Source organism: Phenylobacterium aquaticum (assembly GCF_947378715.1).
GTDB lineage: Bacteria > Pseudomonadota > Alphaproteobacteria > Caulobacterales > Caulobacteraceae > Phenylobacterium > Phenylobacterium aquaticum_A.
Genome location: NZ_CANCLE010000011.1, coordinates 1 through 13805 on the forward strand (window position 1 = coordinate 1; position 13805 = coordinate 13805).

General features: G+C 67.2%; 12 protein-coding genes. 5 read left to right on the forward strand and 7 right to left on the reverse strand.

All coding sequences use genetic code 11. The features are described 5' to 3' along the window. From Q7P21_RS02965 to Q7P21_RS02990, 6 genes are all read right to left on the reverse strand, one after another. Window positions 1-203, reverse strand: a 203-nt coding sequence (locus tag Q7P21_RS02965; protein WP_304175666.1) for an acyl-CoA dehydrogenase family protein, incomplete at its 3' end; no start/stop codon positions are given. 111 nt (window positions 204-314) lie between these two features. Beyond that, window positions 315-653, reverse strand: a complete 339-nt coding sequence (locus Q7P21_RS02970; protein WP_304175668.1) for a cytochrome c family protein — start codon at window positions 651-653, stop codon at window positions 315-317. Window positions 654-657: 4 nt separating this feature from the next. Continuing rightward, window positions 658-1509 (reverse strand): alpha/beta fold hydrolase, encoded by an 852-nt coding sequence (locus tag Q7P21_RS02975; RefSeq protein WP_304164577.1) that lies wholly within the window; start codon window positions 1507-1509, stop codon window positions 658-660. 88 nt (window positions 1510-1597) lie between these two features. Next, entirely contained in the window at window positions 1598-3733 is a 2136-nt protein-coding gene (locus tag Q7P21_RS02980) for a xanthine dehydrogenase family protein molybdopterin-binding subunit (RefSeq protein ID WP_304175670.1), read from the reverse strand. Then, window positions 3723-4190: a (2Fe-2S)-binding protein gene (locus Q7P21_RS02985; protein WP_368670078.1), complete on the reverse strand. Its 468-nt coding sequence runs from the start codon at window positions 4188-4190 to the stop codon at window positions 3723-3725. The genes Q7P21_RS02980 and Q7P21_RS02985 overlap by 11 nt, the downstream gene beginning before the upstream one ends. 87 nt (window positions 4191-4277) lie before the next feature. Next, a complete protein-coding gene (locus Q7P21_RS02990) occupies window positions 4278-5186 on the reverse strand; it encodes a phytanoyl-CoA dioxygenase family protein (protein WP_304164570.1) in 909 nt (302 codons plus the stop codon). 233 nt (window positions 5187-5419) lie between these two features. Between Q7P21_RS02990 and Q7P21_RS02995 the strand changes: the two genes are divergently transcribed. Next, entirely contained in the window at window positions 5420-6313 is an 894-nt protein-coding gene (locus Q7P21_RS02995; RefSeq protein WP_304175672.1) for a LysR family transcriptional regulator, read from the forward strand. 2 nt (window positions 6314-6315) lie between these two features. On the opposite strand, the gene Q7P21_RS03000 is transcribed toward Q7P21_RS02995, so the two are convergent. Beyond that, window positions 6316-7239, reverse strand: coding sequence for a helix-turn-helix domain-containing protein (locus tag Q7P21_RS03000; protein ID WP_304164565.1), 924 nt, complete (start codon window positions 7237-7239; stop codon window positions 6316-6318). Between the two features lie 218 nt (window positions 7240-7457). Between Q7P21_RS03000 and Q7P21_RS03005 the strand changes: the two genes are divergently transcribed. The 4 genes from Q7P21_RS03005 to Q7P21_RS03020 all read left to right on the forward strand — a co-directional run bounded on the left by Q7P21_RS03005 (window position 7458) and on the right by Q7P21_RS03020 (window position 13736). Next, window positions 7458-8618 carry an iron-containing alcohol dehydrogenase gene (locus Q7P21_RS03005; RefSeq protein WP_304164563.1) on the forward strand — a complete coding sequence of 387 codons (1161 nt, stop codon included), beginning with the start codon at window positions 7458-7460 and terminating at the stop codon, window positions 8616-8618. A 534-nt stretch (window positions 8619-9152) separates the two neighbouring features. After that, window positions 9153-11492 (forward strand): TonB-dependent receptor, encoded by a 2340-nt coding sequence (locus tag Q7P21_RS03010; protein WP_304164561.1) that lies wholly within the window; start codon window positions 9153-9155, stop codon window positions 11490-11492. 254 nt (window positions 11493-11746) lie between these two features. Next, window positions 11747-12949 (forward strand): NAD(P)/FAD-dependent oxidoreductase, encoded by a 1203-nt coding sequence (locus tag Q7P21_RS03015; RefSeq protein WP_304164558.1) that lies wholly within the window; start codon window positions 11747-11749, stop codon window positions 12947-12949. Between the two features lie 37 nt (window positions 12950-12986). After that, a complete protein-coding gene (locus Q7P21_RS03020) occupies window positions 12987-13736 on the forward strand; it encodes a hypothetical protein (RefSeq protein ID WP_304164555.1) in 750 nt (249 codons plus the stop codon). Window positions 13737-13805 lie beyond the last annotated feature (69 nt).

The following is a 13805-nucleotide window of genomic DNA, read 5'->3' on the forward strand; positions in this document are numbered from 1 at the left end:
CAGGCCGCCGTCAGCCCCAGGCCCGATCCGCCATAGGCCTCCGGGATCAGCACCCCCAGCAGGCCCGCCTCGGTCAGGGCCTCGACAAAGGCGGTGGGATAGGTCCGCTCACGGTCGCGCTCCCGCCAGTACTCCCCCGGGAACCCCGCGCACAGCCTGCGAACCGTCTCCAGGATCGGCTCCAGGTCCAAAGCGCTCGTCATCGTGCCGTCCATGTCCGTCCCTCAGCTTGCCGCCCGTCTTGTCGCCGAGGACGCGCGCGCGCGCCACACCCCGCGAGTCTTGGGGCTATGACCAAACATCAAGGGCGCGGCCTATTTGAGGGTCTTCAGATAGTCGACGATCGCGGCCCGCCGGGCGGGATCGGCCACGGCGGTCGGCATCCGGGTCCCAGGCGCGAAGGCCATGGGTGAGGTCAGGAAGGCGTCGAGCCGGTCGTCGGACCAGACCCCGCCCTTGGCCTTGAGACCGGCCGAATAGGCGAACCCCGGGGCGCTGGCCACGGGCCGCCCGGCCACGCCGGCGAGCGCGGGGGCCATGGGGGTGGTCTTGGCGCCGTGGCAGCTGGCGCACTGCAAGGTGAAGGTCTTGGCCCCGTCGGGCGCGGGGGCCGTGGCCAGGGCCAGGGCGGCGGCGAGGGCGGTGATCGGCATGGGTTCAGCTGTCCAGCAGGAAGTCGGCGATGGCCTTGTGGAACTGGCCGCGCGGGTTCTGGAGGTGGCCATAGTCGCCGCCGTCCGGGATGATGAAGAACCGCTTGTCCTTGGTCGGCAGCGTCTCGAAGAAGGCGGCCCGCACCACGCCGCCCTGCATATAGGCCTGCCGCGCGGCGGCCGAGCCATAGATCATCAGGGTCGGGCATTGGATCTGGGTCGGATCGACCGGCTTGGAGCCGATGGCGTTCTCAACCCGGACGCCGTTGGGCGCACGGATGTCATGGATCAGCATGTGGTCGATGAAGGCCCGGTGCGCCGCCGGGTCGATGAAGTCCGGCTCCAGGCGCTTCAGATAGTCCTCGCGGGTATTGACCCACCAGGGCTCGGTCGGGCCGGGGATAATCAGATTGCCGCCGCCGAGCGCCGGGTCGAGCAGCACCAGCCGGTTCACCCGCTCGGGATTGCGCGCCGTGAAGTGGCCGGAGATCCGCCCGCCCCAGGACCAGCCCAGCACGGAGGGCTTGGCGTAGCCCTCGGCCGCCAGCCAGTCCATGACGGCGGTGAAGTCGGCGATGGCGTGTTCGGTGTCGACCTTCAGTGGGTCCGCCGGCGGGTCGGACAGTTCATAGCCGGACAGAGCGAAGGTCACCGCCCCGATCCCACGCGCGACCATGGCGTCCAGCAGCGAATAGGTGGTTCCCTCGCCATACTGGAAGTCATAGCCGGTCTGGCCTGACAGGTTGGTCCCCTGGACCATGATCACCACCTGCTCAGGCCGCGCATCCAGGCCCTTGGTCCGCACGGACAGGCGGCCCTCGGGGCCAGGGATCAGGTGGTTGCGGGCTTCGGCCATGGCGGGTCTCTGAGCGGGTGGGTTGCGGGCAAGGTGCGACCCGCGCCACGACCCGACAACGCGCCATCCCCAAGGGGCCGCTATCCGGTCAGGCGGCGGGGAATTTCAGGGGCAACTGGTGGAACGCGGTCCCCGTGGCGGCGGAGAGCGCATTGGCGACGGCGGCGGCGATCGGCGTGGCCCCGGGCTCTCCCACGCCGGTCGGCGGCGCGCCGGAATTGAGGATGTAGGTCTCGATGCCGCGCGGCGTCTCGCTCATCCTGAGGATGGGGTAGGTGTCGAAATTGGTCTGGTCAGGGATGCCGCCGCTCAGGGTGATCTCTCCATGCAGGGCGGCGCTCAGTCCGAACCCGACACCCCCCTCCATCTGGGCGGCGACATTGTCGGGGTTGAGCGCGAAGCCGCAGTCCACGGCGCAGACCACCCGCTCGACCCGGAACTCACCGCCGGCCACCGACACCTCGACCATCTGGGCGACATGGGTGTTGAAGGCCTCCTGGACGGCCATGCCCCAGGCCCGACCGGGCGCGGGCTTTCCGCCCCAGCCGAACTTTTCCGCCGCCAGTTTCAGCACCGCCGCCTGGCGTCGCCGGCTGCCGAGGTGGGCGAGGCGGAAGGCGAGGGGGTCGCGGCCGGCGGCGCGCGCCAGCTCATCCATGAACACCTCCTTGGCGAAGGTGGTGTGGGTGTTGCCGACCGAGCGATAGAGGGTGATCGGCACATGGGCCTGGCCCGGAATCCAGCGCAGGGTGGCGTCGTCGACGTCGTAGCGATCGACGAGATTGCCCTCGGTGGCGGTGGGATCGGACTTCGGCGGCGCCTCGGCCCCGAACGGATAGCCATAGAGGATCGACTGGGTGACCAGGGTCTGGGTCAGTCCGGATATCTCGCCGCCCGAGGTCAGGCCGGCCCGCAGCCGGTGATAGGCCATGGGGCGGTAGTAGCCGCCGGTGATGTCGTCCTCGCGGGTGCGCAGGAGCTTGACCGGATAGGCGGCCTTCGTCGCCTTGACGATTTCGGCCAGCTCGACGATCCAGTCGGAATCCAGGGTCGCGCGCCGGCCAAAGCTGCCCCCGGCCAGCAGGGTGTGGATAAGCACCTTCTCGATCGGCAGGCCCAGAATGGCGGCCGCGGCCTTCTGGTTGGCGGTCTGGCTCTGGATGCCGCCCCAGATCTCGCAGAGGCCGTCGGTGACCCGGCAGACCGCCGTCGGGGTCTCCATCGGCGCGTGCGCCAGATAGGGAAAGGCGTAGTCGGCCTCGACGATGCGATGGGCGCGGGCCATGGCCTGGTCAGCGTCGCCGCGCTGCAGAGAGATCATGCCGCCCCGGGTTCCGGCCAGCGCCTTGTAGGTCTCCAGGATCGCAGCGGAAGATCGCAGCTCCGCGTCGGCGTCGTCCCAGCTGAGCTTGAGAGCCGTGCGGCCCTTGATGGCCGCCCAGCTGTTGTCGGCGATCACCGCCACGCCCTGCGGGGTCTGGACCACCTCGGTGACGCCGGCGACCTGGCGGGTCTCGGCGGCGTCGAAGGTCTTCAGCTTGCCGCCAAAGCGCGGCGGCCGGGCGAGGACGGCGATCTTCATGCCCGGCAGGCGGACGTCGATGCCGAACAGGGCCGTCCCCCGGGCCTTGGCGGCGGTGTCCAGGCGCTGGAAGCCCTTGCCCAGGAACACGAAGTCCTTGGGGTCCTTGAGCTTGACCTCCGTGGGCACGGGCAGGGCGGCGGCCGCCGCCGCCAGCTCGCCGAACCCGGCCTGGTGGCCCGAGGCGTCACGGACCACGCCCTTCTTGATCACGATCGCCGAAGCCGGGACCTTCCAGCGCTGAGCGGCGGCGGCGATGAGCATGGCGCGCGCCGTGGCCCCGGCGGTGCGCAACTGGGTCCAGCTGTTGGCGATAGAGGTCGAGCCGCCGGTCACCTGGGCGCCCAGGACCAGGTTCTTGTATTCCGGGGCGGCGGGCGCGCCCTCGACCTTCATCTGGCTCCAGTCGGCGTCGAGCTCCTCGGCGACGATCGAGGCCAGGCCCGACCAGACGCCCTGGCCCATGTCCAGGTGCTTGGCCAGGACCGTGACGGTCCCGTCAGTGTCGATGCGCAGGAAGGTCTGGGTGAAGGCGGCGGCCTCCGGCGCGCTCGCCCGGGCGGCGGGGGCCCAGCCCAGGATCAGGCCGGCGCCGGCCAGGACGATGAAGCCTCGGCGATGGAGCTCGACCTCATGCGCCATGCGGCGCTCCGAGGCTGGCGGCGGCGGCGCGGATCGCGGCGCGGATGCGAACATAGGTGGCGCAGCGGCAGAGGTTGCCGTTCATGGCCGCCTCGATCTCGTCATCGGTCGGCTTGGGCGTGGCCTCCAGCAGGGCTGTGGCCGCCATCACCTGGCCGGACTGGCAATAGCCGCACTGGGCGACATCGAGCGCGGTCCAGGCGTCCTGAACCGCCTTTGCAGTCGACCCTGTCAGGCCTTCAATGGTGGTGATCTTCACGTCGGCGAGGTCGCCCAGGGTGACCGAGCAGGACCGGATGGGGCTGCCGTCGGCGCTGACCGTGCAGGCGCCGCATTGGGCGACGCCGCAGCCGTACTTGGTCCCGGTCAGGCCCAGTATGTCGCGCAGGGCCCAGAGCAGGGGCATGTCGGCGGGGGCGTCGACGGCGTGGAGCTGGCCGTTGATCGAGAGCGCCATGGGCACGCTAGGTCTCCCGCGCGCACGCCGCGCACCGGCCAGGGAAGGATCGGCGAGACGTTGGCCGGAACGCCTCGCCGCTAAACCCTATTCCGCCGCCAGGACGGACTTTTCCATGTCCTCGGTCCAGACCAGCGGGAAATATTCCCCGTCCGGCCGGCCGCCGACCTTCACCGGATTATAGTCCACGCCCGGCACCTGGCGCGGCACGCTCAGGCCGTTGCCGGTCGGGATGTGGGTCGGCAGGTAGCGCACGTCGTCGCCGAACCAGCGGGTGGTGATCGCCACCCGGCGACCCGCAAAGCCCTTGCCGGTGTTGCCGCTCGCCCCGTGCACCACATAGGGGTGCAGGATGATGGCGTCGCCGGGTTCGCAGTCCCAGGTGATGATGTTCAGATTGCCGGCGGCCGCTTCGGCGTCGATGTCCGGAATGGTCAGATAGCCATCGTCCGAGCCGTCGGCGGGCGGGATGTGGCCCGGGGTGCGGTAATAGCCGGGCACCGACTTGTTGCTGCCGTCGACGAACATCAACCGGCTGCGCTCGGCGTTGGCCTGGGTCATGGCCATCCACAGCGAGGGCAGCTGCTCGCCCTTGAAGGCGAAGGCGGCGATGTCGTGGTGCCAATCGGTGCCCGCGCCCTTGCCGCCGTCGGGGGCGCCGTCGTGCATGAAGGTCAGGTCGAACCAGAAGCGCAGGGTCTTGGATCCGACGATCTTGGCGACCACGCGGGCCATTTCCGGGTTCAGCAGGAACTCGCGGATGGTGGGGTTCTCTCGCCACTGGTGGCGTATGGTCATGCGGCCGTCGGCCTTGCCAAAGGACAGGCCCGCGCCGGCCGGGATCGGCTCGTCGGACCGCGCCGCGGCGTCGTCGATGGCGCCCAGCACCTTGTCGACCCATTCCGGCTCGATGAAGCCGGTCAGCTTCACGACGCCATGCTCTTCGTAATAGGCGCGCAGATCGGCGATCTCGGCGTCGGTGTACTTCTTGACCATTGGGTGGCTCCCCATGCTGGGCGATCGATTGGTTTGATCGTGCAGCGAGGTCGCCGTCGATCACGGGGAGAGGTTCCACCCGGACGGGTTTGGGTTCATCCCGTAAGTCAGTTTCGCACGCATTGCGGCTGGATTTTGAGGAGAGCTTGCAATGCGTGCTAGGCTCTCGGAGCGCTGAATCCGATCGGACTGGTCCGGCGAGCGTCTCTGGGACAAGGCTTGCGCGAATGGAAGTGCAACAGCTTCGGCATTTCCTGGCCGCGGTCCGGTTCGGCAACATCGCCCGGGCCGCCGAGGAGACCTACATCTCCCAGTCCGGCCTGAGCCGGAGCATCAAGAGTCTCGAGACCCGCCTGGGGGTGAACCTGCTGATCCGGGGACCGCACGGGGTGGAGCCCACGGCCTTCGGTCTGGCCCTGGTCGACCGCGCCCAGATCATCCTGAACGAGGTCGCGCGCGCCCAGACCCTGATCCGCGAGATCAATGCGGGCGACGTGGGAGAGGTCACGCTGGGCGCCACTCACAACTACGCCTTCCGCGTCCTGCCCCAGGTGATCGCGGCCTTCAACGCCAGGCGTCCGGGTGTGCGCATCAATGTCACGACCTCGTCCTTTCCTGACCTGGTCGAGCGGCTGAAGCTGGGACAGCTGGATTTCGCCCTGGTGCTGCTGGGGCCGCTGGAACGCGGCAGCGAGCTGTCGGTCGAGGAACTGGGGGAGTCCGAGGCCAGGGTCGTGGCCCGCGCCGGCCACCCCCTGGTCGAGTCCGTCAGGGTCTCCAATGCGGAACTGGCGGCGGCGCGCTGGGCCATGCTCGACAGCCAGAGCCTGCAGCAGAAGTTCGAGGCCTTTTTCGACGCCCGTCAGGAGGCCACCCCCCGCCAGGTGTTGAAGACCAATTCCATCGTGCTGTTGAAGAAGCTGGTGCTGGGCATGGACGCCCTGACCGTGCTGCCGGCGGATATGGTGGAGGCCGAGCTGGCCTCTGGCGAATTCAAGGTGATCCAGAGCGAGACCCCCGCGGATCATTCCCGCGCGGGCCTGATTTTCCGCGGCCGCCTGTCGATCCACGCCAATGAGGTGGTCAACCTGATCCGCGCCAACTACCGCGAGGCCCAGGCGCTCTGAGCCTATGCGTCCGGCCTGAGATCCTCTCCGTCGTCCATGCCGACCGCCGGGTTCATGCAGGCGCTGCGGACCGGGCAGGGCGCCGCCTCACAGGCGCCATAGCGCGCCATGATCTCGGCGGCGGCTTCGCGCAGCCGGGGCAGATAGTCGGCGATCACCTTGGTCCTGGGCATGGCCGACTTGATGTAGCGCATGACCAGTCCGCCCAGCGGGCGGCCGTGGCGCATCAGCGGCACGCCGATGCAGCCCTCCGCAAAGCGGCTGTCGAGGATCATATAGCCCTGCTCGCGGGATTCCTCGATCAGGGCCTGGAGCTGTTCGCGGCTGTGGAAGAACTGCTTGATGTCGCGGCCGCCGAGCGAGGCCTCGATGGTCTCCTTCTGATGGGCCGGCGGCGTGAAGGCCATGTAGAGCACCCCGGTGGTGGTCAGCAGCATGGGCGTCCGATGGCCAGGGCTGATCTTGGCGAGCGCCAGCGGGGTGGAGGCGTCAGTGGTCAGCCGCACCAGCATCTCGCCGCCAAACGGGGTGGCGAGCGCCACCGGCCACTTGACCGCTTTCCCCAGGGCCTCGACCACGTCCATGGCCACATTGGTCAGAACCTCGCCCTCGCCCAGGCCGGAGGACAGCTTCCGCACGCAGGGGCTGACCATATAGAGCCGGCTGTTGGGCACCCGATCGCAATAGCCTTCGGTGATCAGGGTCTGGAGGATGCGGTAGGCGTTGGGGCGCGGCACATCCAGATGTCGCGCCAGCTTGGCCAGGGTGGTCGGCCCGGCCGCGTTCAGGAAGGCCAGGGCCTGGAGACCGCGTTTGAGGGTCTGGAGCTCATTGCGGTCGCGGGTGTCGGCGGCGGGCTTGACCCCTGCCGGGCTGGCGGCCGGGCGTCGGGAGGGGCGATCGTGAGCGATCTCGATGGCGGTCATGGCTGTCACCTCGGATCGGCGCGCACCGCGTCCTGGGGCCGCCGATCCTGAAGTCTTGCCGAACAATCGCGGCGGAAGCTAATGCGAGCCCGTCGCAGGGGCATGCGCTGTCCGCATAGCGACCGTTTCGGGGGCGTGATTTGACCCCTCCCGGGCGGTGCGCCTATCGCCTGGGCGGAGGCGCCCTTCGCGTCGTTCGCCATCGCTGGAGAATCCTCATGGGCTTTGTCTTCGAGACCGCGCCGAAGATCATCGTCGAGGATGCGGGCGCGGCCCGGTTGGGCGAGATCGCCCGGGGTCTGGGCGTGCGCCACGCCCTGATGGTGACCGATCCCTGGTTGGCCGATTCCGGTCTGCTGGCGCCGGCCCTGGCCAGTTGCGCGGCGGCCGGAGTCCAGATCACCCTCTATCGGGACGTTCAGGCCGATCCTCCGCAGGCCGTGGTCCTGGCCTGCGCGGCCGAGGCCAAGGCCGCCGGCGTCGATGGCGTCATCGGGTTCGGGGGCGGCAGCTCCATGGACACCGCCAAGCTCGCGGCCCTGCTGGTCGGCGGCGGCGAGGCGCTGACCGAGGTCTATGGGGTCGACAAGGCCAAGGGCCCGCGCCTGCCCTTGATCCAGGTTCCCACCACCGCCGGCACCGGGTCGGAGGCCACGGCCGTCGCCATCGTCACCACGCCTGACGACCAGAAGATGGGGGTGGTTTCGCCCCACCTGCTGCCCGATGTCGCCCTGCTGGACGCCACCCTGACCCTGGGTCTGCCGCCTGCGGTCACCGCCATGACCGGCATTGACGCCATGGTCCACGCCATCGAGGCCTATACGAGCCGCATCAAGAAGAACCCGATTTCCGACAGCCTGGCGCTCAAGGCGCTGGAACTGCTGGCCGGCGCCATTCGCGCGGTGATCGCCGACGGGGCCAATCTGGACGCCCGGCGGGACATGCTGGTGGGTTCGCTGCTGGCCGGCATGGCCTTCGCCAATTCGCCGGTCGGGGCGGTCCATGCCCTGGCCTATCCCCTGGGCGGCCTGTTCCACGTGCCACATGGCCTGAGCAATGCGCTCGTCCTCACGCCGGTGCTGGAATTCAATCTGCCGGCGGCCGGGCGCCTCTATGCCGAACTGGATCGGGTGGTCTCGCCGGACGCCCCCGTGGTGAGCGAGGCCGAGGGCGCGCGTCGCTTCGTGGCCTTCATGAGCGCCCTGGTGGCGGATATGCCCATGGCGCAACGCCTGGAGGAGGTCGGGGTCGGCCGCCAGGACCTGGAGCGCCTGGCGCGCGATGCGATGAATGTGCAGCGGTTGTTGATCAACAACCCCCGTGACGTGACCTATGACGACGCCCTGGGGATCTATGGGGCGGTCCTGGTCCAGGCCTGAGGTCGGACAATTTCTGGACAGAGGCGCCCACAAAGGCGTCTCGCGGTTCCAGCGCGATGGAGTGAGGCCGCGCCAACCCGTCCGGGCGTGATCCCTCGGGCCGCGGGGCCGAGAGGGCGAATCTCGCGGGATGAGCGTAAATTGCCCGAATCCCGCGAAAAATGAGCATGAATGTGGCGACTGCCGCGAGATGGCGGCGAGAACGTGCTGCGTTTTCGGGGGTCGTTGCGCTATGCGAAACGCGGATATGCGCAAAGCTCATTCCAAGATGACAAAGATGATCTTTTCGCTGGCCCCACCCTGGTTCAGCGTGAATGCCAGCTTCAGGTTATGAACGTTAATAACGACAAAACGACGACGCGCAAAATCTGAAGAGATGCGTAGCTTAGATCGCGAAAGCTGAAATTCGGTCGGATAGTACCGTATTTCTACAGACAAACGTCGAGGGGGTTATTCGATATGAACTTCAAATCATCATCCAAGCAGGGTGTTTCGTCGCGGGTGCGATTGAGCCAGGCCGCGTTGATCGCGGGTGTGTCCGCGATCGCCTTGGGCGTCGCCACGCCCGTTCTGGCGGCCGCGAACGACGGCACGGTGATCGAGGAGATCGTCGTCACCGCTCGGAAGCGTGAAGAGAAGCTGCAGGATGTGCCTCTGGCCATCACGGCGGTCACCGCCAAGGATCTCCAGGAGAGCCGGGTCGAGAACCTGGCCGATATCGCGGCCCAGACCCCGGGTCTGGTGCTGCCGCGCAGCTCGACCGAAACCGGCGGCGCTGGCGTCATCCGCGGGGTCAACAGCCTGGGCGGCGGCGATCCCACCGTCGCGGTGTTCATGGACGGCGTCTATCTTGGCAACCCGACCTCGGTGTCGCTGGGCGTCATGGACATGGCCCGGATCGAAGTGGTCAAAGGCCCGGTCAGCGCCCTCTACGGCCGCGCGGGCTATGCCGGCGCGATCAACTATGTGACCCAGACGCCGGGCAAGGACCTGATGGGCCACGTCACGGCCACGGTCGGCAACGGCGGCAAGACGTCCATCTCCGGCTCGGTCAGCGGTCCGGTCATCGGCGACACCCTGTCGATGGGCCTGTCGCTGAACTGGGACAAGTTCGACGGCACCTATAAGGACGACGTCAATGGCCTGAAGGCCGGCGGCCACGAGAAGAAGGACGGCCGGATTTCCTTCAGCTACACGCCGAACGACAAGGCCTATGTGCGCGGCGGCTACTATTACGGCGAGGACTTCTTCGACCTCAGCCCCAACGTCACCCTGACCAACAATTGCGGCCTGCCGAACGCCGATCCGGTGATCGGCCTGTCGACCTTCAATCAGTATTGCGGGGCGATCAAGGTCACCCGCGCCCTGGAAGTCGCGCCGATCTCATCGACCTCGGGCCAGACCGGCAACAATCGCAAGGTCACGATCGCCAACATCACGGGCGGCTATGATCTGGGTTGGGCCGACCTGCAGGCGACGGCCGGCTACACCCGCACGATGCAGCGCGGCTTCGCCGACTTCACCTATTTCCGCACCGGCATCCCGTTCCGCCTGTCGCCGAGCGGCAATATCGTCAACCTGTTCGAGCTGTTCGGTTCGGACAACAACAACGAAGACAAGAGCATCGAGGCCAAGCTGACCTCGAAGCAGGATCAGCAACTGCGCTGGATCGCGGGCGTCTACGCCTCGTCGCAACAGAGCGCCACCTCGACCATCATCGGTCTGGACCGCTCGAAGCTTCCGGCCGGCCAGTCGATCAACAGCTCGGCGACCCTGTTCCTGACCGCCGACGGCAGCCCCAGCACCACCAACAAGACCCTGGTGGACTCGACCGACAAGCAATACGCGCTGTTCGGCAGCTTCGACTACGACTTCATGCCGAACCTGACCCTGACGGCCGAGACCCGCTACGTCCACCAGACCAAGTCCCAGGACATCCTGCGCAACTCGTTCATCGCCAACACCCTGCGCCCCTACGGCGCGATCGGGACGACCGCGGCGGACTTCAACTTCACGACCTACCGCACCAACCTTCGCTACAAGTTCAGCGACCACCTGATGACCTATGTGGCCGTGGCCACTGGGGCCAAGGCCGGCGGCTTCAACACCCGGGCCACCATCGCCTCGGAAATCGCCTATCAGCCTGAGTTCAACACCACCTACGAAGCCGGCGTGAAGGGCACCTTCCTGGACGGCCGCCTGCAGGCGAACCTGGCGCTCTATGAGATCAAGGCGCGCGGCCTGCAGGTGCAGGGCGTTTCGGACGACCCGAAGAACGTCGGTCTGGTCACCAAGAACTTCGGGGCCAACACCAACAAGGGCGGCGAACTCGAAATCATCGCCATCCCCATGACCGGGGTGAAGCTGAACTTCGGCCTGGCCTATGTTGACCCGATCTTCGACGCCGGGGCCTATGACTTCTCGACCTCGAACGCGGTTTGCCTCGCCATCGCGGCCTGCGGTCCGGGCCGGTTGACGACCATCACCGTGCCGCAGGGCACGCGGACGGTCATCAAGCTCGAAGGCAATCAGGTTCCTGGCACCAGCAAGGTGCTGGCCAATCTGGGCGCCGAGTTCCGGGGCGATCTGCCCGGTGAGTGGACCTGGATGGTGCGGCTCGATGGGCGCTACGAATCCAAGCGCTACATCAACGCCCTGAACTACAACTGGGTGCCGAACCGCACGACCGCAGACCTCCATGCCTCGGTCGAGAAGGACCACATCACGATCGGCGCCTATGTCGAGAACCTGACCGATGACGACACGCCGGTCACCGCCTCGCCGAACACCCGCCTGTCGGACTTCCAGGCCCACCTGGTGGCGCCGCTTCCGGACGGTCGCCAGTACGGCGTCAGCCTGACCTACAAGTACTAATCCTCCCCAAGGATCGCCAACCGTCCCCTTTTTCATTTCCGGTTGGCGCAATGACTGGCCGCTCGACTGATGTCGAGCGGCCACTTTTTGTGACGCCCGCACGTGACCTGACTGTTACGCATGCCGGCCTGACTGAAATGCGATGTAAGCGGCCCGGGGCAATTGCTAGATCAGTTGTCGAAGGTGCGGATCAAAATTGATCCATGGGTTCAGTATTACTGGCCACGCCCGCTGTTGAACTTGCGGATTCGCTCATGATCACCCACGAAGTAGAAGTTCTGGTCGCCGGCCTTGGCCCCGTGGGATCGGTCGGCGCGCTGAATCTGGCCCGCCAGGGCGTGCAGGTCGCGGCCATCGAGGCGACGACCAACGGCGCCACCGACCTGCGCGCCTCGACCTTTCACGCCCCCACCATCGAGATGCTGGACAAGCTCGGCGCCGCCGATGTCCTGCTGGAAAAGGGCCTCAAGGCGCCCGTCTACCAGTACCGCGACCGCAAGTCGGGCGAGACCTTCGCCTTCGACATGGCCGAGATCGCCGACCGCACCCGCTTCCCCTTCCGCATCCAGTGCGAGCAGCACCTGATGTCCCAGGACGTGGCCGCCAAGCTGGCGGAGCAGTCCACCGCCAAAGTCGCCTACGGCCACCGCCTGCTGTTCGTCGAGCAGGACGCAGACAAGGTCACCGCCTATGTCGAGACCCCGACCTCGGTGGAGCGCTATGTCGCCCGCTACCTGATGGCTGCTGACGGCTCCAACAGCGTCACCCGCAAGGTGCTGGGCCTGGGCTTCCCGGGCTTCACCTACTCCGAGAAGTTCCTCTGCTATTCGACCCGCTATCCGATCGAGGACGCTCTGTCGGGCCTGGAATACGTCAACTACATCTCCGACCCGAAGGAGTGGATGGTGCTGCTGCGGGTGCCCAATCTGTGGCGCATCCTGGTCCCCGCCGCTGAGGGGGACGACGACGGCATGCTGCTGTCGGACCAGAACAAGGACGAGGTCTTCCATCGGATGCTGGGCGACAAGGCCCAGGTGGAGACCAACCACCGCACCATCTATCGGGTGCATCAGCGGGTCTGCGAAAGCTTCGTCCAGGGTCGGATCGGCCTGGTCGGCGACGCCGCCCACCTGAACAGCCCGATGGGCGGATTCGGCATGAACAGCGGCATTCATGACGCCCTGAACCTGGGCGACAAGCTGGTCGAGATTCTGCGCCGGGGTGGCGATCCCGAACTGCTGGCGCTCTATGACCGCCAGCGCCGGACGGTCACCAACAGCTTCGTCCAGACCCAGACGATCGACAACACCAAGGCCATGAGCGAGGGCTGGGCCTCGGCGCGCGAAGGTCGCCGCGCCCAGATGCTCAACCTGGCCCAAGACCCCGCCGCGCGGCGCGAATACCTGCTGCGCCAGGCCATGTTCACCAGTCTCGAGGACGCCGCCGCGATCCAATAGCCGGCTCGACCGGCGCTCGTTTCCTGAGAGATGACAGATGGTTGACGTACTGGGCTGGCGTAAGGTGTTCGCCGTTCTCGGCCCCTCCACCAATACGATCGTGCAGCCGGACATGGAGGCCATGCGGCCGGCGGGCGTCACCAATCAGTACCGAGACATCTATGTCGAGAACCCCAGCGCGCTGTCCGACGCCGACTTCATGGCCGGGGCCGGCAAGATCGCCGAGGGTTTCAAGGACGCGCTGCGCACCGCCATGACCATGGGGCCGGACTATCTGGTGCTGGGCGTCTCGGCCATCGCCTTCATCGGCGGCGCTCAGGCCTGCGACCGGTTCGTCACCGAAGTGAATGACTTCACCGGCCTGGACATCAGCGTCGGCTCGATCTCCTGCGTCGAAGCGCTCAAGGCCTACAGCCCCAACATCAAGCGCATCGCCTTCGTCTCGCCCTACTATCCGGCGGCCAACGCCCATGTGCGGAGGTTCTTCGAGGACTATGGCTATGAGGTGGTCCGCGATGTCTGCCTGCGCTGCACCTCCTGGCGCGACATCGCCCAGCAGGGCGAGGCGCGGCTGCGCGGGGTGCTGAAGGACCTCGATGGCGACGACATCGACGCCATCGTCCAGGTCGGCACCAATCTCTCCATGGTCAGGCTGGCCGCCCAGGCCGAGGTCTGGCTGGAGAAGCCGGTGATCGCCATCAACGCCGCCACCTATTGGCATGCCCTGCGCGCCAACGGCATCGCCGACAAGATCGACGGTCTTGGCAAGCTGTTGGCCGAGAAATGAGGCGGCGCGCACCCCTCATCGCGTCCCTGGCGGGCGCCGGACGGTCCGGGCGGCGGGGGGTGGTCCAAG